This is a genomic window from Micromonospora chalcea (genome assembly GCF_028768405.1).
Lineage (GTDB): Bacteria > Actinomycetota > Actinomycetes > Mycobacteriales > Micromonosporaceae > Micromonospora > Micromonospora chalcea.
Window position 1 is genome coordinate 3,742,632 of the sequence record NZ_CP118233.1, and the last position, 19,522, is coordinate 3,762,153.

At 73.0% G+C, this 19,522-nt stretch carries 16 protein-coding genes; 5 read left to right on the forward strand and 11 right to left on the reverse strand.

From position 1 onward, the window contains the following. Position 1 precedes the first annotated feature (1 nt). Together PVK74_RS16265 and PVK74_RS16270 are read right to left on the reverse strand one after the other, a co-directional pair. On the reverse strand, positions 2-1,024 hold the full coding sequence (locus tag PVK74_RS16265) for a 1-acyl-sn-glycerol-3-phosphate acyltransferase (protein WP_064447864.1): 1,023 nt from the start codon (positions 1,022-1,024) through the stop codon (positions 2-4). Continuing rightward, positions 1,024-1,857, reverse strand: a complete 834-nt coding sequence (locus PVK74_RS16270; RefSeq protein WP_043328558.1) for a patatin-like phospholipase family protein — start codon at positions 1,855-1,857, stop codon at positions 1,024-1,026. Before PVK74_RS16270 ends, PVK74_RS16265 begins: the two co-directional genes overlap by 1 nt. Before the next feature lie 178 nt (positions 1,858-2,035). On the opposite strand from PVK74_RS16270, the gene PVK74_RS16275 reads away from it, so the two are divergent. After that, on the forward strand, positions 2,036-3,490 hold the full coding sequence (locus tag PVK74_RS16275; RefSeq protein ID WP_274476727.1) for a serine/threonine-protein kinase: 1,455 nt from the start codon (positions 2,036-2,038) through the stop codon (positions 3,488-3,490). Positions 3,491-3,494: 4 nt separating this feature from the next. Here the strand turns inward: PVK74_RS16275 and PVK74_RS16280 are convergent, their stop codons facing one another. The 9 genes from PVK74_RS16280 to PVK74_RS16320 form a co-directional block, all read right to left on the reverse strand. Continuing rightward, positions 3,495-4,556: a glycosyltransferase family 4 protein gene (locus PVK74_RS16280; protein ID WP_187694160.1), complete on the reverse strand. Its 1,062-nt coding sequence runs from the start codon at positions 4,554-4,556 to the stop codon at positions 3,495-3,497. 139 nt (positions 4,557-4,695) lie between these two features. Beyond that, entirely contained in the window at positions 4,696-5,367 is a 672-nt protein-coding gene (locus tag PVK74_RS16285) for a BON domain-containing protein (protein WP_274476729.1), read from the reverse strand. Between the two features lie 134 nt (positions 5,368-5,501). Next, entirely contained in the window at positions 5,502-7,031 is a 1,530-nt protein-coding gene (locus PVK74_RS16290) for a S1C family serine protease (RefSeq protein ID WP_274476730.1), read from the reverse strand. Positions 7,032-7,093: 62 nt separating this feature from the next. Beyond that, positions 7,094-8,641: a sensor histidine kinase gene (locus tag PVK74_RS16295; RefSeq protein WP_113974702.1), complete on the reverse strand. Its 1,548-nt coding sequence runs from the start codon at positions 8,639-8,641 to the stop codon at positions 7,094-7,096. Then, positions 8,638-9,339, reverse strand: a complete 702-nt coding sequence (locus PVK74_RS16300; protein WP_043328553.1) for a response regulator transcription factor — start codon at positions 9,337-9,339, stop codon at positions 8,638-8,640. The genes PVK74_RS16295 and PVK74_RS16300 overlap by 4 nt, the downstream gene beginning before the upstream one ends. 64 nt (positions 9,340-9,403) lie before the next feature. Next, entirely contained in the window at positions 9,404-10,024 is a 621-nt protein-coding gene (locus PVK74_RS16305) for a PadR family transcriptional regulator (protein WP_030503210.1), read from the reverse strand. Further along, a complete protein-coding gene (locus tag PVK74_RS16310) occupies positions 10,021-10,860 on the reverse strand; it encodes a DUF4097 family beta strand repeat-containing protein (protein WP_043328551.1) in 840 nt (279 codons plus the stop codon). The genes PVK74_RS16305 and PVK74_RS16310 overlap by 4 nt, the downstream gene beginning before the upstream one ends. 87 nt (positions 10,861-10,947) lie before the next feature. Further along, positions 10,948-11,940, reverse strand: a complete 993-nt coding sequence (locus PVK74_RS16315; protein WP_274476731.1) for a lysophospholipid acyltransferase family protein — start codon at positions 11,938-11,940, stop codon at positions 10,948-10,950. Positions 11,941-11,990: 50 nt separating this feature from the next. Next, positions 11,991-12,764 carry a GNAT family N-acetyltransferase gene (locus PVK74_RS16320; protein ID WP_064447868.1) on the reverse strand — a complete coding sequence of 258 codons (774 nt, stop codon included), beginning with the start codon at positions 12,762-12,764 and terminating at the stop codon, positions 11,991-11,993. A gap of 169 nt (positions 12,765-12,933) precedes the next feature. Here PVK74_RS16320 and PVK74_RS16325 point away from each other — a divergent pair, with 169 nt between their 5' ends. The 4 genes from PVK74_RS16325 (at position 12,934) to PVK74_RS16340 (ending at position 19,496) form a co-directional block, all read left to right on the forward strand. Further along, complete coding sequence (locus PVK74_RS16325; protein WP_069087399.1) at positions 12,934-13,590, forward strand: hypothetical protein; 657 nt, start codon at positions 12,934-12,936, stop codon at positions 13,588-13,590. A gap of 138 nt (positions 13,591-13,728) precedes the next feature. Continuing rightward, positions 13,729-14,670 (forward strand): ABC transporter ATP-binding protein, encoded by a 942-nt coding sequence (locus tag PVK74_RS16330; RefSeq protein ID WP_369799327.1) that lies wholly within the window; start codon positions 13,729-13,731, stop codon positions 14,668-14,670. Further along, positions 14,667-15,494, forward strand: coding sequence for an ABC transporter permease (locus tag PVK74_RS16335; protein ID WP_043328545.1), 828 nt, complete (start codon positions 14,667-14,669; stop codon positions 15,492-15,494). Before PVK74_RS16330 ends, PVK74_RS16335 begins: the two co-directional genes overlap by 4 nt. 258 nt (positions 15,495-15,752) lie before the next feature. After that, on the forward strand, positions 15,753-19,496 hold the full coding sequence (locus PVK74_RS16340) for a multifunctional oxoglutarate decarboxylase/oxoglutarate dehydrogenase thiamine pyrophosphate-binding subunit/dihydrolipoyllysine-residue succinyltransferase subunit (RefSeq protein ID WP_043328543.1): 3,744 nt from the start codon (positions 15,753-15,755) through the stop codon (positions 19,494-19,496). Positions 19,497-19,522: the final 26 nt, after the last annotated feature.

Genomic DNA, 19,522 nt, shown 5'->3' on the forward strand with positions numbered 1-19,522 from the left:
ATCAGGCGTCGACGGTGCCGTTGCGGTTGTCCGCGATCCACCTGTCGATGCGGGCCCACCAGTCGAACAGCCAGTCGATGCGTTCCTGCTCGCCGGCCGGGATCTCCTCCGGCGGCACCGACCAGAACCGCATCACGATCCGCTTGTCCATCGGCAGTTCGCGCCACACGTCGGCGACGGTGAGCATCTGGTCCAGGCCGGTGTGCGCCACGAAGATCACTCCGGCGTCCGGCGCGGCGTCGAGCGCGGCGAGCAGCCCGCCGGGCTGCGGGGCGAGCACGTGCCGCATCCGCTCGGCGCGGCGCGCCATCCGCTCCAGCCCGAGCCCGCGGAGCCGGTCGATCGCGCGAAGCCGCCGGGACGGGGTGAAGTTGCCCCCCTCCGGGAAGATCACGAAGGCGTCGTCGTCGTCCAGGCCGGTGGCCAGGTGCCCGATCTGCCGCACCACCGAGTCGCGCCCGTCCGGCCCGGCCGCGATGAACCGGTTGGGCAGCCGGTTGAGCAGCACGTCGATGGCCGGATCCCACTGGAGCGTCTCCTTGAGCACGATCCGGGGTTCCCGGTTGAACCAGTTCACCAGCGCGTGGATCAGGATGAACGAGTCACCGGGCCCGGCGTGCCGGCAGACCACCAGCTCGGGGCGGCCGGGCAGGGCGGTGTCCGGGTCGGTGCCGACCACGTCGATGCTCAGCCGCAGCGTCCACCGGGCCTGCCAGAACATCACCCGCAGGAACCATCCGGCGAGCACGTAGTGGGCCCGCTGGAAGGCCGGCGCACGCTTGTAGACGCCGAAGCCGGAGGCCAGCCAGAGCAGGAAGAGGGCGAGCAGCGCGGCGGCGTCCCAGACCAGGTAGACGGTGCCGAACCAGAGCAGCCGCAGCGGGCGTAGCCGTCCCGGCACCAGCGGCGACGCGGCGAGCGCGAGCAGCGCCCAGGCCGGCAGCGTGGTCACCACGAAGAAGGCGAGCAGCACCACTCCGGGCGCGAGCACCAGCCGGCGGAGCCAGCGGGGCGGCAACGGCATCAGCGCTCCAGCGCGGTGTCCAGGTATCGGCGGGAGGCAGTGTACGCGCGACTGATCCGCCGGCCCACCGCCGCGGTGTCCCGGTACGCCCACGGGCTGTCGTCGCGCGGCTCCAGCCCGCCGGTGGGCAGCACGTGTACCTCGACGTCCTCGGGCAGCGCCGCCATCTCCCGCGCGAACCGGTGCCGGCGGGCGATCTCGAACGCCACCTGGGCGATCTCCCAGGGGCGGCGCGGCGGGCTCAGCTCACGCTCTATCCGGCCCACCTGGAGCACGAAGATCTGCTTCGCGCCGAGCAGCACCGCCTCGCCGACCGGGATCGAGTTGACCACGCCGCCGTCGATGTAGTGCTGGCCGTCGATCTGGGTCGGGGGCAGCAGCCCGGGCACCGAGGCGGAGGCGAGCACGGCCGGCACCAGCGGCCCGCTGTGGAACCAGTGCTCGGCGGCGCGCTCGATGTTCGCGGCGCAGCAGCGGAACGGCACGGCCAGGTCGGCGAAGGTGGTGTCCTCGCCCAGTGTGCTCTCCAGCAGGCGGTACAGCGGCCGGGGCGAGTGCAGGTGGGTACGGGCGGCGAACCGGCGCAGCTGGCGGGCGACCGAGTCGCCGTACACCTCGCTGGCCTCGGGCGACGCCCAGAGCCGGACCAGCCGGTCGGTGACCGCCTCGGTCGGGTCGGCGGCGACCAGGGCGCCGTTGACCGCGCCGATCGAGGTGCCCAGCACCAGGTCGGGTTTGATCCGGGCGCGGAACAGGGCGCGCAGCATCCCCACCTCGACCGCGCCGAGCACTCCCCCGCCGCCGAGCACGAACGCCACCGGACCTGCTGCCATGACGTTCATCCTGGCACGCGGCCCACAGCCGGCCGGGCGGACCGTCCCCGCTGGTCCCGGCGGTGACCGGGAGCCATCACGGATGCGCGCCGCGCGATCGGCGCCGCGCGGACTGTTGACAGGTAAGACACATTCACGCAACCTGATAGCGCTCCCGAGCCCAGGCAGGTGCGAGCTGATGGCGACACTCCAGGCCGGCCGCCTGCTGGCCCGTCGGTACCGGCTCATCGACCGGATCGGCGCCGGTGGCATGTCGGTGATCTGGCGGGCCCGCGACGAGGTGCTCGACCGGGTGGTGGCGGTCAAGGTGCTCGCGCCCTCGCTCGCCGCCGACGCCCGGTTCCGCGACATGGTGCGCGAGGAGGCCCGCTCGGCCGCCCAGCTCGACCATCCACATGTCACGGCCGTGCACGACTACGGCGAGACGGTGGCGCCGGACGGCTCGATCACCTCGTTCGTGGTGATGGAGCTGCTCGCCGGTGAGGAGCTGGAACACCGGCTCACCGAGGGGCCGCTGCCCTGGCCGGAGGCGGTGGAGACGGGCGCGCAGGTGGCCGAGGCGCTCGCCGCCGCGCACCGGCTCGGCATCGTGCACCGGGACGTGACCCCGGCCAACGTGATGATGACCGGCACCGGGGCGAAGGTGCTCGACTTCGGCATCGCCACCCGGGTCGGGACGCCGGACGACGACGAGGACGGCGGCACGTTCGGCACCCCGGCGTACGTGGCGCCGGAACGGCTGGACGGGGCGGCGGCCCAGCCGGCCACCGACGTCTACTCGCTCGGCGTGCTGCTGTTCGAGACGCTGACCGGGCACCCGCCGTACCCGGCGGAGACCTGGGAGGAGTTGAGCGCCGCGCTCGCGGAGAGCCCGGAGCCCAGCCTCGACGGCGTACCGGGGCTGCCGGGACCGGTCGCGGAGATCTGCCTGCGCTGCCTGGCCCGCGACCCGCGACAGCGGCCCACCGCGCACCGGGTGGCGGCCGTGCTGCGCGACCAGATGCTGCCCGCCGACCCGCAGGCCGCCACCATGCTGGCGCCCACCATGACGCTGCCCGCGCTGCCGCCGTCGTCTGCTCCCCCGCCGCCCGGGCCGGCCGCGGACCCGGTCCCGCCGGGCAACCCGGCCGCCGCGCCGAGCCGGCGGCGCGTCCTCGCGCTCGCGGCGGCCGGCGTGGCGGTGGTCGCCGCCGCCGCGCTGCTCGTGCCCACGCTGACACCGGACCGGCCGGAGGACCCCCGGGTGCTGCCGACCGCCGGGCCGGTCCAGCCGCCGTCCACCGTCGCGCCCGCGCCGGAGCCGCCGGTCGTCACGGCGCCGGCCACACCGTCGAGCGCGCCCGCCACCGGCGGCAACCGTCCGCCCGCGACCGGCCAGCCCGACGCCGCCGAACGGGTCGACGGGCTGATCGAGGCCGGGCTGGCGGAGGGTCAGATCCGCGAGGACGTCGGGGTGGACCTGCGCAACCTGCTGCGCAACGCGGTCGCCGCGAGCGGTGAGGGCGAGGTGACCGCCGCCGTGGACCGGCTCCGCGACAAGATCGACGAACGCCGCCGCGAGGGCAGCATCACCCCTGGGTACGCGCGGCGACTCGACGCGGCCGCCGCGGAACTCGTGGCCGGGCAGACCTGACCGGTCAGCCCGCGACCGCGGGCGCGACCGCCCGGGGTGCCCGTGTGCCCGCTCGCGCGGCCAGGAAGCCCCGGTAGACCGCCTCGTAGTCGGCGGCCATCCGCTCCACCGAGAAGTTCTCCGCGACATGCGCGACGCAATCCGCCGGATCCAGGCCGGCTGCCGCCGACAACGCCGCCGGCAGCTCGTCGGCGTCGTCGCAGACGAACCCGGTGACCCCGGAGCGGACCAGCTCCGGCACCGCGCCCCGGCGCAGCGCCACCACCGGGGTGCCGGTCGCCATCGCCTCCACCATCACCATGCCGAACGGCTCCGCCCACTGGATCGGCATGATCAGGCAACGGGCCTCCAGCAGCAGCCGCCACGCGGCCTCGCGGTCGGCGTTCAGCACGAGCGTGACGTCGTCGCCCAGCAGCGGCCGTACCACCTGTTCCAGGTAGCGGCGCTCGGCCGGCTCGTTGCACTTGCCGGCCAGCGTGAGCGGCAGCCCGGCCGCCCGGCACGCCGCGATCGCCACGTCCGGGCCCTTGTCCGGGCTGAACCGGGCCAGCCAGAGCACCGGTCCCGTCCCGGGCGCCCGCTTGCGCGGGACGTCCCGCAGCGGCATCGCGTTGTGCACGGTGCCGGCCCAGGGCAGCCCCGGATTCGCCCGGCGCTGCGCGTGCGAGATCGCGACCAGGCCCACCCCCCGGTCGGTGTTGCCGAGCACGGTGCCGTACTCGCCCACCGGGTTGCCGTGCACGGTCGCGACAGTGGGCACCCGGCGGCGTCCGGCCACCAGCGGGCCGATCGTGCTGTGGTCGTGCACCAGATCGAAGTCCGCCGGGCCGATCAGGCGGTCGACGTGGGCCAGGTGCGCCAGCTCGGGCAGCGACTCGCCCATCCGCTCGTACTGCAGCTCGTCGCAGGTGGAGACGAAGTCGGCCGAGGTGCCGTGCCCGGTCCCCGCCCCGAACAGCGTCACCGCGTGCCCCCGCTCGACGAGCGCGTCGACCAGTCCCGCGACCAGCGTCTCCAGCCCGCCGTAGCCGGGCGGCGGCACCGACAGCCAGGGCGGCACCACCATCGCGATCCGCAGCGGCCCGGCCCGCCAGCGCTCCGAGGACTGCTGGTTCACGGCCACGAGTCCTCCCCGCTCGGTCCCCGGCGTACCCGCTGGGTCGCGGGTTCCCGGCCCGGCCCGCGGTAAACGACACGCCGTCGGCTCAGCCGGACACCGCGATCCCGACGTGCACCTCACGTACGCCCGGCAGGGCCCACGCGGCCCGTTCCGCCTCCTCGCGCTGCCACCAGGCGCCCACGACGCCGTCGAGCACCACAGTGTCGCCGTCGACCCGGGCGTCGATGCGCTCGGTGCCGGTCCGCCGCAGCAGCAGGCGGCGCAGGTCGAGGCGCTGCTGCTCGTCGCTGGGCGGGGCCGGGGGCCGTACCTCGATCAGGTTCGTCACCCCGCGTACGCCGCGCAGCCGGCGCAGCTCACGCTCGGCGGTACGGCGCTGGAAGCCGAACTCGACCTCGCCCCGGAGCATGACCCAGCCGTCGGCGACCGTCACGTCCAGCCGTTCGGCCGGCACGAAGCTGTCCCACTCCAGCGCCCGGTCGGCCGCGATCGCGATGTCGGCGTCGGTACGCCGGTCCGTGGCGGTCAGGTCGACCTCCAGGTCGCTGGCGACCGCGCGCACCCCGCGTACCCGGTGGGCGCAGCGCTCGACGGCCCACCGCCGCGCGTAGCTGTCCACCCGCCCGGTGAGCGTGACGACGCCGTCGGCGACCGTCACGCCGACGTCGGTGGCCCGGGTCTGCGCGTCCCAGTCCAGTTCGGCGAGGACGTCGCGCTGGATCTGCTGGTCGGTACGCACGGTGGACGTGGTGGTCATGCCCCCAGCGTGGCCCGGTTGCGGGTGAGCCGGTCTCACCCGCACCGGGTGAGAAAGAGGACGGGCGGCGGGCGACGGAGCCAACCCCCTTGGCTCCGTCACCCGCCGCCCAGGAGGGAGGCAGGTCTTGGGGACTATGACGTCTCGGCGAGCGTCACGGTTGCGGTCTCAGCGGATCCGTTTCGCTTGTACTCGACCTCGACCCGGTCGCCGACCTTGCCGGCCTGCACCGCGCCGACCAGATCGTTCGAGTCGTTGATCACCTTGTCACCGAACTTGGTGATCACGTCGCCGCGCTGGAGCCCGGCCTTCTCGGCGGGGCTGCCCGGAGTGACGGCGGCGACGAGCGCGCCGCCGTCCTCGGCGCCGTTCACGCTCACCCCGAGCGAGGGGTGGCTGATCTTCTCGCCGCGCTGGAGCTTCTCGGCCACGTCCTTGGCCTTGTTGCTCGGGATGGCGAAGCCCACGCCGATGTTGCCGGTGCTGCCCTGCCCGGCGGTGGCGATGGCGGTGTTGATGCCGATCACCTCGCCCCGGGTGTTGACGAGCGCGCCGCCGGAGTTGCCCGGGTTGATCGGGGCGTCGGTCTGCAGCAGGCCGGAGATCGAGCTGGCGCCCTGCTGCGGGTTCTGCTGGCCGCTGCCCGCCTGGATGGTGCGGTCGCGGGCGCTGAGGATGCCGGCGGTGACCGAGCCCTGCAGGCCGAGCGGGCTGCCCAGGGCGAGCACCTGGTCACCGACCTGCATGGCGTCGCTGTCGCCGAACTTCGCCGCCTTCAGGTCGCTGACCCCGCTGGCCTGGACCACCGCGAGGTCGGTCTTCGGGTCGGTCCCGACGATCTTGGCGGTCGCGCTCTTGCCGTTGGCGAAGACCACCCGGACGGTGTCGCCACCGGCGCCGGCCACCACGTGGTTGTTCGTCAGCACGAACCCGTCGGCGCTGAGGATCACCCCGGATCCCTCACCGCTGCCCGTCATGATCGTGACGATGCTGTCCTGGACGGACGCCGCGATCTTGGGCAGGTCGGCGCTGTTGATGATCGGGGCGGCGGAGTAGGTGCGGGTCGGGCCGTCCCCGTCGAGCGCGAGCGCCAGCGCGCCACCGGCCACGCCCGAGCCGAACATCAGCGCCAGCGCCAGCGCGCCCACGCCGACGATCTTCCCGGCCCGGCTGGGCCGCGCCGGCTGCGGCGTGCCCCACGGCGGGGTCGGCTGCCCGGCCTGGTACGGCTGGTAGCCGTGCTGTCCGTGCTGTCCGTGCTGTCCGTGCTGTCCCTGGTACGGCTGCGCCTGGTACGACGGGACCGGCCCGCCGCTGTGCGGCGCCGACTGGTAGCCCGAGCCGCTCTGCTGCTGGGCCCAGCCGTGCTGCTGGTGCTGCTGCCCGTACCAGGGGTGCTGCTGCTGCGCCGCGGCCTGGTACGGCGTCCCGCCCTGCGGCGGGTACGGGCCGGCCGGCGGAGCGGCCGGGTTCGTGGTTCCGGCCTGCGCCGTGGTTCCGGCGGCCGGGGAGTCGGCCGGAACCGGCGCGGCGGCCGGTGTGTTCGAGGTGTTCGAGGAGTCCGACGTCCCGCCCTCGACGCGGGGCAGCTCGGCGGTGTGGTGCGACGGCTCGGCGTCGGCGGGGGCCGGCGACCGCTGCGGATCGGTCTCGTGGTCGGTCATGCCCCCAGCTTTCCCTGTGGCACTGTCATCAGCCTGGAATCCGCCTGGAAGTTTTCTGAACGTCACTCGCCCGGCTCGGGCGCCTCGGGCAGCAGCGGCAGCTTCACCCGGAACGTCGCCCCGCCGCCGGGGGTCTTGTCCACCTCGACGGTGCCGTGGTGCGCGGCCACGAGCGCGGCCACGATGGCCAGGCCGAGGCCGGTGCTGATCGGCCCGCCGGCCCGCCGGGTACGGGCGGCGTCCACCCGGTAGAACCGTTCGAAGACCCGCTCGGCCTGCTCCGGCGTGAGGCCGGGACCGGTGTCCGCCACCTCCACCACGGCGAGGTTGCCCGCCTCCGCCCGCAGCCGCAGCGTCACCGAGGCGTCCGGCGGGGTGTGGGTGAGCGCGTTCGTCATCAGGTTGCCGATCACCTGGCGCAGCCGGGCGTCGTCGCCGAGCACCACCAGCGGGCCCGCGCCCGGGTCCCGCTCCAGCTCGATCCGCCGGTCCGGGGCGACCACCCGGGCCGCCTCCACCGCGTCCGAGGCCAGCACCGGCAGCTCGACCGGGGCCAGCGCGATCGGCCGTTCCCGGTCCATCCGCGCCAGCAGCAGCAGGTCCTCCACCAGCAGCCCCATCCGGGCCGCCTCGTCCTCGATGCGGCGCAGCAGGTCGGCGGTCTGCTCCGGCGCGCGCGCCGCGCCCTGCCGGTACAGCTCGGCGAAGCCCCGGATCGTGGTCAACGGCGTCCGCAGCTCATGCGAGGCGTCGGCGATGAACTGCCGCATCCGCTCCTCGGACCGGCGGGCCCGCGCCTCCGACGCCTGCGCGTACGCGGCCGCGTCCCGCGCGCCCATCTCGGCGCTGCGCGCCGCCGCCTCGGAGGCCGCCCGCGCGGTGAACGCGGCCTCGATCTGCGCCAGCATCGCGTTCAGCGCCCGGGACAGGCGACCCAGCTCGGACGTCGGGCACGGCCGTCCCATCTCCGGGTCGGGCACGCGCCGGGTCAGGTCGCCGCCGGCGATGGCGGCCGCCGTACGCTCTATCTCCACCAGCGGCTTCAGGCTGGTACGGACGATTCCGGCGCCGACGGACGCCAGCGAGATCAGCACCGCGCCCCCGACCAGAAGGTCGATCCAGACGAGCTGTCGAACGGCCATGTCGACGTCGGTCAGATGTTCCCCGATCAACGCCATCTGCCCGTTCGGCAACTGGGTGTAGAGCACCCGCCAGCGGACCGAGCTGTCGCGCGCCCGGACGGTGAACGGATCTCCCTCCAGTTTCCGGAACCCGCTCACCTCCGTGGGCCAGCTCGGCAGGTCCCGCTCCTGGAACCGATCCGTGTCGTAGGCGATTCCGCCGTCGACCTCTCCGCTGCCCCGGCTGGTCAGCACCACGAGGTAGTCGCTGGGCAACGTGATACCGGTCGGCGGGATCGACTCGAACCGGTTCACCGAGTCGCTCAGCTCGGTATCGATCTGCCCGACGAGATAGCTGCGCAGGAAATAGGCGGTAGACACGCTGATCACCACCAGGGCCGCAGCCACGAGCGCGAGGACGGAGGCGACGAGCTTCAGCCGGAGCGGGACGCTGCGCAGCCTGCCCTTCGCGTCGTGGACGACGTTCACGCCGCCGGCTTGCGTAGCACGTAACCCACTCCCCGGAGCGTGTGGATCAGCCGCGGCTGGGTGTTGTCGACCTTGCGGCGCAGATACGAGATGTACGACTCGACGATGTTGTCGTCACCGCGGAAGTCGTAGTTCCAGACGTGGTCGAGGATCTGCGCCTTGCTGAGCACCCGGTTGGCGTTGAGCATCAGGTAGCGCAGCAGCTTGAACTCGGTCGGCGAGAGCTGCACCCGCTGACCGGCGCGGTGCACCTCGTGCGTCTCCTCGTCCAGCTCCAGGTCGGCGAAGGTGAGCCGGGACGGGGTCTGGTCGCCGGTCGCGGTGCGCCGCAGCACGGCCCGGATCCGGGCGGTCAGCTCCTCCAGGCTGAACGGCTTGGTGACGTAGTCGTCGCCGCCCAGGGTGAGCCCGCGGATCTTGTCGTCGGTGGCGTCGCGCGCGGTCAGGAAGACCACCGGGGTACGGGTGCCGCCCTCGCGGAGCATCCGGATGACCTCGAAGCCATCCAGGTCGGGCAGCATCACGTCCAGCACCACCAGGTCGGGCCGGTGGTCCTTGGCCGCGTTCAGCGCGGCGCTGCCGCTGGTCGCGGTGGCCACGTCGAAGCCCGCGAAACGCAGGCTCGCGGAGAGCAGTTCGAGGATGTTGGGATCGTCCTCGACCACGAGCAGTCGAGCCTCCGTCTGGGTAGCCGCCATGGGCCCCATCATCCGCGCTCCGGCTGCGGCCACGCTGGGTGGACCCTGAAAACAACCTGTGAGATCAGCGGAACAGTCGCCGCAGCCCTTCGGCCGCTCCGTCGAGCATCCGGATCGCGGTCCGGAGCTGGTTGTCACTGAGCCGCCGCGCCCGTACCAGCGCGCCGACCTCGACCGTGAACGCGGCCAGCCGCTTGTCGAACTCGGCGAGCAGCGGCGAGTCGTCCGGACGGGCCGATCCCCCGTCGCCCGCCGGACGGGCCGTGGCGGAGGCCGTCCACGCGCCCTGCCGGGTCTGCCGAGCCACCTCGCGCAGTTCGCGCTTCAGGTCGCGGACCGAGCCGCGTACCTCGTTGTGGATCTCACCGGCCAGCGCGGACAGGTCCTCGACCGCGGCGCCGATGTCGGCCTCCAGGGTCGACAGCTCGTCGGCGCGCTGCCGCAGTTCGGCGCGGCCCGCCTCGGTGATCTCGTAGACCTTGCGGCCGCCCACGGCGGTGTGCGTGACCAGGCCCTCCGCCTCCATCCGTTGCAGACGGGGGTAGATGGTGCCGGCGCTGGGCGCGTACAGGCCGAGGAAGCGGTCCTCCAGCAGGCGGATCAGCTCGTATCCGTGCTTCGGGCCGTCGTCGAGCAGCTTCAGCAGGTAGAGCCGGAGCCGGCCGTGGCTGAACACGGCGGTCACGGCAGCTCCTCCACGTCCTCGGCGGTCGCGACCGGGCGGGCGAGCAGCGCGATGCTGCCGGAGGTCGCGGAGGCCCAGAGCCTACCCGTACCGCCGCCGAGCACTCCGTGGCTGTCCTTGATCGAACCGAAGCCGCGCTGCCCGCCGTCCACCTGCGGAAAGCCGCTGGTGATCTTGCCGGCGGTGGTGTGCAGGTGCACCGTGAGGTCGCTGTCCTCGCGAACCCGTACGGTGATGCTGCCGGAGATGGCGCTGAGCCGGATCTCGCTGCCCCGCGGGTTGTCCAGGTCGCAGGTGATCGAGCCGGAGACGGCGTGGGCGCGTACCCGCTCGGGCGCGCTGTCGGCGAGGATCAGCTCACCGGAGACCGTCTCCAGGTCGAGGTCGCCGCCGATGCCGAGCGCCTCGACCGGGCCGGAGATGACCTTGGCGCTGGTGCGTCCCCGCAACCCCCGCAGCGTGACCTCGCCGGACGTGACGTCGACCCTGGTGTCCCCGCGCAGGCCGGAGGCGACGAGCGTGCCGTCCACCAGGTGCAGGTCGGCAAGGACCTCGGCCGGTACGGCGACCGACACCTCGGCGCGATACCGGCGGTGGAAGCCGCCGAAGGACCAGAGCACGCCCGGCCACCGGGTCGGCCGCTCGTGCTGGACGGTCAGCCGGCCGTCGCGCATCTCGACCAGGAGTGGCCGCCGGCCGATCCGGGTGACGTCGACCCGTGCCGGGCCGTCCGTGGCGACCACGTTGAGCCGGCCGCTGACCAGCCGGACGTCGAGCCGGGTGACCGGCTCGTCCACCGTGATCCGCTGCGGGCTGTCGACCGTCCAGTTGGTCATGGCGTCCTCCCCTCGACGACGTACCGACCGACGGCACGTCGAGTAACACGAGGAGCGTAACGCGATACATCGCGACTGAACAAGCGCCTATCGCGACTGTGTCGCGTCTCCGACGCCGCTCGTCCGCCCGCAGCCGGTAGATCTTGGAAGCAAAAGGTCCTCATGACGGCAGTCCTCATGACGGCCGTTTGCTTCCAAGATCTCTGATGGTCCAGCGCGACGCGCGCGCCGGTCAGCCCTGCGGACGGGCGGGGCCGGGCGGATCGCGGCCTCGGCGGCCCGGGCCAGCGCCCTACGATCCGCCCCCGGCGCCGGGTAGAGCGCGGCCCGCACCGTCACGACCACGGTCAGGTCCCGGGCGGCGAGCACCCGGCGCATCGAGGCCCACAGCGTCTCCTCGCCGAGGAAGGCGGCGAGCGTGCCCGGGTCACCGCCGTACCGGTAGGCGAGGTCCAGCGGCACCACCGGCGTGCCGGTGGCCACGGCGGCCTGGAACATCGCCGGGCGGAAGCCACCGGCCGGGCGACAGTCGGTGGCGGCGCCGCACCAGGTCGTACCCTCCGGGAAGACCGCCACCGGCCGCCCGGAGCGCAGCGACTCGGCCACGCGCGCGACGGTGGCGGGCAGGTCGCGCGGGCGGGACCGGTCCACGAACACGGTGCCCGCCGCGGCGGCGAGCGCACCCACCACCGGCCAGCGCCGCACCTCGCGTTTGGCCAGCATCCGGGCCGGCGAGACCGCCAGCACCGCCAGGACGTCCAGCCAGGAGACGTGGTTGGCGACCAGCAGCGCCCGGCCGCGCGGCGCCCGGCCCCGGGCCACCAGCCGCACCCCGAGGGTACGCAGCGTCCACCGCGCCCAGCCGCGCGTCGCGGCCCGCCGCCGCGCCGCCGGCAGCAGCGGCAGGAGCGCGGCCAGGCCGGCCCCGGCCAGCATCATTCCGAGTACGCCGAGCAGCCGTCCCGCCCGGCGCAGCCGCGACACGTCCGGGGTGGTGGGCGGCGGCAGGCAGTCCGGCCCGCAGCCCGACGCGGGCCGCCACAGGCCCTCCCCCGGCCCGCCCCCGGCACGACCGGCCACGCCCCCGACGGGACCGGCCGCGGCCCTGCCACGCGGAGGAGCAGCGGCGGTCACGAGCCGCCGCCGAGGAAGTGCCGCAGGTAGCGCGGGTTCATCCGGTCGAGCGAGAACAGCACGTAGAAGTCGGCGCAGCCGAAGTCGCTGTCGTACGCCGGCTCACCGGCCACCCAGGCGCCGAGCCGCAGGTAGCCGCGCAGCAGCGGCGGCACGAGCGCCCGGCCCCCGGCGGGGGTGAGCGCGCCCGGGTCGGCGGCGGGCGCCTCGGCGAACCAGGGTCGGCGCGGGGTGACCCGCAGCGCCGGCGGGGCCAGGTGCCGGGCGCTGACCTCGGCCCACACCGCAGCGGCGGCGACCCCGCCGTCGGTGACCGGCACCGAGGCGCAGCCGCCGAGCCAGCGGGAGCCGCGCAGATGCAGGTAGCGGCAGATCCCGGCCCACATCAGGTTGATCACGGCGCCGGTCCGGTGGTCCGGGTGCACGCACGAGCGGCCCGCCTCGACCAGGTCGTCGCGGAGCGGGGCGAGCGGGCGCAGGTCGAACTCGCCGTCGGCGTACCGGCGTGCGGTGCGGCCGGGTGGCAGCAGCCGGTACGTGCCGACGACCTCGCCGGTGCCCTCGCGCAGCACCACCAGGTGGTCGCAGTGCGCGTCGAACTCGTCGGAGTCGAGCCCGGTGACGGCGCTCGGCACTGTGGCGCCGAGTTCGCCGGCGAACACCTCGTGGCGCAGGCGTTGCGCGGCCGCGACCAGTGTCGGGTCGTCGGCGATCAGCAGGGTGTAACCGCTGGTCGTGAGCGGTGCGCCAGCGGCGTGCAGAACGGCCATGGCTCCTGTGTAGGTGCCGTGGGTTGCCACCGGGCGGGGTGAGGGGTGTCGATCCGGTGAACGCCGGTCGGCGGCGTCGTGCGCACCGGGACGGCCGGTGCGGCGCGGGGGTGTGCGAGGCTGCCGGACGCCGGCGAGGGCGCCGGCGGAGGTGAACCCGGAGGTGCGCATGCTGGTCGAGGCCCGGTTCCAGGGACCGGACGGTTCGGGCAACGGCGGCTGGAGCGCCGGGATCTTCGCCGCGCTGATCGACGACCGGGGGCCGGTGGAGGTCACGTTGCGCCGGCCGCCGCCGCTGGAGACCCCGCTGACCGCCGCCGACGGCGAGGTACGCGACCCGGACGGCCAGTTGATCGCCCAGGTACGCCGGGTGGAGCCGGTCGAGGCGGTGGTGCCGCCGGTGGACCGGGCGACGGCGGCCGACGCCGCGCGGGCGTACCCCGGTCTGCTGGACCACCCGTTTCCCCGCTGCTTCGTCTGCGGCCCGGCGCACCCGGACGGCCTGCGGATCTTCCCGGGGCGGCTGCCGGACGGGCGGACCGCCGCGCCGTTCCGCGCCCCGGCCGAGGTGACGCCCGCGACGGTGTGGGCGGCGCTGGACTGCCCCGGTGGCTGGGCGGTGCTCGCGCCCGGCCGCCCGTACGTCCTGGGGCGGATCGCCGCGCAGGTCACGGCGCTGCCACGACCCGGCGACGAGTGCGTGGTGACCGGCCTCGCGGTGGGCGGCGAGGGGCGGAAGGCGGAGGTGCACACCAGCCTGTACGGTGCGGACGGCGCATTGCTCGGCCGCGCCCGGGCCACCTGGGTGGCGCTGGCGACCGCCTGATGTCCTACCTGAGGAGGACGGCGCGTACACGTCCCGCCTGATTGACCCCCTTGCGCCGGGTTGGAAGGCTGTTGCGGGGCGCCCCCGCAACAGCGCCCCCACCGGCGCGCGTCATGCCCGCCGGGGCAGGAGAGGAGAATGATGTCCGACGGGCAGCCACGCCCCAGTGCCGGGACCGGCCAGATCATCGTGTCCGGCCTGACCAAGCAATACAAGACCGTCCGCGCGGTGGACAACCTGTCGTTCACCGTCGAGCCGGGCCGGGTCACCGGCTTCCTCGGCCCGAACGGCGCCGGTAAGACGACCACGCTGCGCATGCTGCTGAACCTGGTGACGCCGAGTGCCGGCACGGCGACCATCGGCGGCAGCCGGTACGCCGACCTGCCCGACCCGCTGCGCACGGTGGGCGCGGTGCTGGAGGCGTCCAGCGCGCACAAGGGCCGCACCGGCATCAACCACCTGCGGGTGATCTGCGCGGCGGCCGGGCTGCCGAAGGAGCGCGCCGACGAGGCGCTCGCCCTGGTGGGGCTCTCGCCCGCGGCGAAGCGCAAGTTCAAGGGCTACTCGCTGGGCATGAAGCAGCGCCTCGGCATCGCCGCCGCGATGCTCGGCAACCCGCAGGTGCTGATCCTGGACGAGCCGGCCAACGGCCTGGACCCGGAGGGCATCCGCTGGATGCGCGGTTTCCTCAAGGGTCTCGCCGCCGAGGGTCGTACGGTGCTGGTCTCCAGCCACCTGCTCTCCGAGATGCAGCTGCTCGCCGACGACGTGGTGATCATCGCGGCCGGCAAGCTGGTCCGGCAGGGTCCGGTCGACCAGGTGATGGCGTCGATGACGCACGGCGTCCGGGTGCGGGTGCGCACCCCGCAGGCCGACGAGCTGGCCACGGTGCTGCGCGAGCAGTCCGCCACCGTCGACGCCGACCCGCACGGCGCGCTGCTGGTCAGCGGCGTGGACGCCCCGACCGTGGGCCGCCTCGCGCTGGCCGCCAAGGTCGAGCTGCACGAGCTGACCACCGAGCGGCCCGACCTCGAAGGGGTCTTCCTGGAGCTGACGGCCGGAAAGGCGGAGATCCGATGACGCTTGTCCGATCCGAACTGCTCAAGATCCGTACCACCAGCACGTGGTGGATCTTCGGGCTGATCAGCCTGGCGCTGTGGGCGCTCACGCTGTTCTTCAACTGGCTGCAGACCGAGGCGCTGGCCGGCGGGGACTTCGGCGAGGTGCCGGCCGAGCAGTCCGACCAGTTGCAGGCCATCTCGGCCGCCGACAACCTGGCGGCCAACCTCTACACCAACGGCCAGTTCTTCGGCCTGCTCATCGTGCTGCTGCTCGGCATCGTGGTGGTGACCAGCGAGTTCTTCCACCAGACGGTGACCACCACGTTCCTCACCGCGCCGCACCGCACCGCGGTGATGCTGGCCAAACTGGCCGCGGCTGGCGTGCTGGCGCTGCTGTTCTGGCTCGTCACCACGGTGCTGAACCTGATCACCGCGCCGCTGATCCTCAGCTCGGTGGACGTCGGCTCGCAGCTCGGCAGCGGGGCGATCTGGCGGGCGATCGCGCTCAACGGCCTGGCCTACGTGCTCTGGTCGGTGCTCGGCGTCGGGCTCGGCGTGCTGATCCGCAGCCAGATCGGCGCCACCGTGACCGGCATCCTGTTCTACCTGGGTGGCGCGATCGGCGCGGCGATCGTGCTGAGCCTGCTCGCCTCGCGGTACGGCGACTGGATCAACAAGCTCCAGCTGCTGGTTCCGTCGCTGGCCTCCGGGCTCATGGTGGGCGGCGACACCAACATCCCGGGCAACCCGCCGCAGTGGGCGGGCGCGCTGGTGCTGATCGGGTACGCGGTGGTGGCCGGCGCGATCGGCGTCGCCACGATCCGCAAGCGCGACATCTCCTGACCTCGCGCTCAGGCCGGGCCCCGGCCGGTGACACCCGTCACCGGCCGGGGCCTTCGCCGTCTAGCAGGAGTCGCCGGATCACGCAGCGTTTGCCGAACTTCTGGCATCTTCTGTGAAACGGACCACCAGCCGGAGGCGACAATGCCTGCGCTCAGCGCACGGCGTAGCCTTGGCATCGGTTTACCCAGCGTCGGCAACCGGGGGTCACCGGGGGCCACCGTGACATTCACAACCGCGTGAAAGAGGCGATTAGCGGCCGTGTCGACCCAGCAGACTTCGCAGGAGAACCCACTGGCGGGTTTCGGCCCGAACGAGTGGATCGTCGAGGAGATGTACCAGCGCTACCTCGCCGACCCCTCGAGCGTCGATTCGGCCTGGCACGACTTCTTCGCCGACTACCGGCCGGCCCCGGGCGCCGCCACGCCGCGCCCGGAGGGGCAGGCCAAGCCGGCCGCGAAGCCGGAGCCGGCCGAGCAGCAGGAAGCAGTGACCACGGTCAAGGAGCAGCCCGCCAAGGCGGCCCCCGCCAAGGCCGAGCCGAAGGCGGCCGCCCCGGCCAGGCCCGCGGCGAAGCCGGCGGCGAAGGCGCCTGAGCCGGCCAAGAAGTCCGCCCCGGCCAAGCCGGCCGCCAAGGCACCGACCGCGAGCGCCGCCGGCACCACGACGCTGCGCGGCGTCGCCGCCAAGATCGTGCAGAACATGGACGCGTCGCTGTCGGTCCCGACCGCCACCAGCGTGCGCGCCGTCCCGGCCAAGCTGCTCGTCGACAACCGCATCGTGATCAACAACCACCTGACCCGGGGTCGCGGTGGCAAGGTCAGCTTCACCCACCTGATCGGGTACGCGCTCGTCCGTGCGGTCGTCGAGCACCCGGAGATGAACAACTCCTTCGCCGAGGTCGACGGCAAGCCGGCGATGGTCCGCCCGGAGCACGTCAACCTGGGCATCGCGATCGACCTGGTCAAGCCGGACGGCTCGCGCAACCTGGTGGTGCCGTCCATCAAGGGCTGCGAGCAGATGGACTTCCGGCAGTTCTGGCAGGCGTACGAGGACGTGGTCCGGCGCGCCCGCCGCAACGAGCTGACCATGGAGGACTACTCCGGCACCACGATCTCGCTGACCAACCCGGGCGGCATCGGCACGGTGCACTCGATCCCGCGCCTGATGCAGGGGCAGAGCGCCATCATCGGCGTCGGCGCGATGGAGTACCCGGCCCCCTACCAGGGCATGAGCGAGGCCACCCTGGCCCAGCTCGCGGTCAGCAAGGTCATCACGCTGACCAGCACGTACGACCACCGGATCATCCAGGGCGCGCAGTCCGGCGAGTTCCTGAAGGTCATGCACGAGCTGCTGCTCGGTGAGCGCGGCTTCTACGACGACATCTTCACCTCGCTGCGCATCCCGTACGAGCCGGTGCGCTGGATGCGCGACGTCGCAGTCGACAGCGAAGGCCAGATCAACAAGACCGCGCGGGTGCACGAGCTGATCCACGCGTACCGGGTGCGCGGCCACCTGATGGCCGACACCGACCCGCTGGAGTTCAAGATCCGGAAGCACCCGGACCTGGACGTCCTCCAGCACGGGCTCACGCTCTGGGACCTCGACCGCGTCTTCCCGGTCAACGGCTTCGCCGGCCAGCAGCGGATGAAGCTGCGCTCGATCCTCGGCGTGCTGCGCGACTCGTACTGCCGCCGGGTCGGCATCGAGTACATGCACATCCAGGACCCGGAGGAGCGGCGCTGGATCCAGGAGCGGGTCGAGCGCAAGTACGAGAAGCCGAGCCAGGACGAGCAGAAGCACGTGCTGAACCGGCTCAACGCCGCCGAGGCGTTCGAGACGTTCCTGCAGACCAAGTACGTCGGCCAGAAGCGCTTCTCGCTGGAGGGCGGCGAGTCGCTGATCCCGCTGCTCGGCGAGGTGCTGGAGTGCTCCGCCGAGGCCGGGCTGGACGAGGTCGTCATCGGCATGGCCCACCGCGGCCGGCTCAACGTGCTGGCGAACATCGTCGGCAAGCCGTACGAGAAGATCTTCTCCGAGTTCGAGGGGCACCTCGACCCGCGCTCCACCCAGGGCTCGGGCGACGTGAAGTACCACCTCGGCCAGAACGGCAAGTTCACCACTCCGGACGGCGAGCACGCGGTCAAGGTGTCGGTGGTGGCGAACCCGTCGCACCTGGAGGCCGTCGACCCGGTGCTGGAGGGGATAGTCCGGGCCAAGCAGGACCGGATCGATCTCAAGCTGGAGGGCTACACCGTGCTGCCGCTGGCGGTGCACGGTGACGCCGCCTTCGCCGGCCAGGGTGTGGTCGCCGAGACGCTCAACCTGTCCCAGCTGCGCGGCTACCGCACCGGCGGCACCGTGCACGTGGTCGTCAACAACCAGGTCGGCTTCACCACCGCCCCGGAGTACAGCCGGTCCAGCCTCTACAGCACCGACGTGGCCCGGATGATCCAGGCGCCGATCTTCCACGTGAACGGCGACGACCCGGAGGCAGTGGTCCGGGTGGCCCGCCTCGCGTTCGAGTACCGGCAGGCGTTCAACAAGGACGTCGTGATCGACATGGTCTGCTACCGCCGGCGCGGGCACAACGAGGGCGACGACCCGTCGATGTCCAACCCGGAGATGTACAAGATCATCGACTCCAAGCGGTCGGTCCGGAAGCTCTACACCGAGGAGCTGATCGGGCGCGGCGACATCACCGTGGAGGACGCGGAGGAGCTGCTGCGCGACTACCAGGGGCAGCTGGAACGGGTCTTCAAGGCCACCCGGGACGCCGCGACCACACCGCGTCAGCTCAGCCGCCCGCCGCGGGAGGAGGAGCCGGAGCCGCATGTCGACACCGCCACCGACGCCGCGGTGGTCAAGGCGATCGGCGAGGCGCACGTCAACCTGCCGGAGGGCTTCACCCCGCACAAGCGGATCCAGCAGCTGCTGGAGCGGCGCCGCAAGATGTCCGTCGAGGGCGGCATCGACTGGGGCTTCGCCGAGATCATCGCGTTCGGCACGCTGCTGCACGACGGCGTCACCGTCCGGCTCGCCGGGCAGGACTCGCGCCGCGGCACGTTCGTCCAGCGGCACGCCTCGGTGGTCGACGCCAAGACCGGCGAGGACTACCTGCCGCTGATGTCGCTCACCGCCGACGGCGAGCGGTCGCGCTTCTTCGTCCACGACTCGCTGCTCTCCGAGTACGCGGCCATGGGCTTCGAGTACGGCTACTCGGTGGAGAACATCAACGCGCTGGTGGCCTGGGAGGCCCAGTTCGGTGACTTCGTCAACGGCGCCCAGTCGGTGATCGACGAGTTCATCTCGTCCGGCGAGGTGAAGTGGGGTCAGCGCTCCGCGGTGACGCTGCTGCTGCCGCACGGCCACGAGGGCCAGGGCCCGGACCACACGTCCGGCCGCCCGGAGCGGTTCCTCCAGCTCTGCGCCGAGGACAACATGCGGGTGGCCATCCCGACCACCCCGGCGAACTACTTCCACCTGCTGCGCCGCCAGGCCATGTCGCCCAAGCGCAAGCCGCTGGTGGTGTTCACGCCGAAGTCGCTGCTGCGGCACAAGCTCTGCGTGTCGCCGGTGGAGGACTTCACCACCGGGACGTTCCAGCCCGTGCTGGCCGACACCGCGGCTCCGGCGCCGGAGCAGGTGAAGCGGGTGCTGCTCTGCTCGGGCAAGGTCTACTACGACCTGTTCCAGGCCCGGCAGGAGCGGGGCGTGACGGACACCGCGATCATCCGGATGGAGCAGCTCTACCCGCTGCCCGTCGAGGAGGTCCGGGCCGCGCTCGCGCAGTACCCGAACGCCGAGGACTTCGCCTGGGTCCAGGAGGAGCCGGCCAACCAGGGCGCCTGGTCGTTCGTCGCGCTCAACCTGCTGGAGCACCTGCCCGAGGTCCGGCTGCGCCGCATCTCCCGGCCGGCCGCCGCCGCCCCGGCGGTGGGCTCGGCGAAGATGCACGAGGTCGAGCAGAACGCGCTGATCGAGGCGGCTCTCCCCCGCCCGTGACACCACCGGCAGCGGCCCGTCCCGAC

Coding starts and splice junctions, on each gene's coding strand:
- PVK74_RS16280 (WP_187694160.1), bottom strand. CDS start 4,556: ATGGTGGTGCCGCCCTGGCTGTCGGTGCCGCCGCCCGGCTACGGCGGG.
- PVK74_RS16300 (WP_043328553.1), bottom strand. CDS start 9,339: ATGGCGGCTACCCAGACGGAGGCTCGACTGCTCGTGGTCGAGGACGAT.
- PVK74_RS16265 (WP_064447864.1), bottom strand. CDS start 1,024: ATGCCGTTGCCGCCCCGCTGGCTCCGCCGGCTGGTGCTCGCGCCCGGA.
- PVK74_RS16290 (WP_274476730.1), bottom strand. CDS start 7,031: ATGACCGACCACGAGACCGATCCGCAGCGGTCGCCGGCCCCCGCCGAC.
- PVK74_RS16335 (WP_043328545.1), top strand. CDS start 14,667: ATGACGCTTGTCCGATCCGAACTGCTCAAGATCCGTACCACCAGCACG.
- PVK74_RS16320 (WP_064447868.1), bottom strand. CDS start 12,764: ATGGCCGTTCTGCACGCCGCTGGCGCACCGCTCACGACCAGCGGTTAC.
- PVK74_RS16325 (WP_069087399.1), top strand. CDS start 12,934: ATGCTGGTCGAGGCCCGGTTCCAGGGACCGGACGGTTCGGGCAACGGC.
- PVK74_RS16270 (WP_043328558.1), bottom strand. CDS start 1,857: ATGGCAGCAGGTCCGGTGGCGTTCGTGCTCGGCGGCGGGGGAGTGCTC.
- PVK74_RS16330 (WP_369799327.1), top strand. CDS start 13,729: ATGATGTCCGACGGGCAGCCACGCCCCAGTGCCGGGACCGGCCAGATC.
- PVK74_RS16275 (WP_274476727.1), top strand. CDS start 2,036: ATGGCGACACTCCAGGCCGGCCGCCTGCTGGCCCGTCGGTACCGGCTC.
- PVK74_RS16310 (WP_043328551.1), bottom strand. CDS start 10,860: ATGACCAACTGGACGGTCGACAGCCCGCAGCGGATCACGGTGGACGAG.
- PVK74_RS16285 (WP_274476729.1), bottom strand. CDS start 5,367: ATGACCACCACGTCCACCGTGCGTACCGACCAGCAGATCCAGCGCGAC.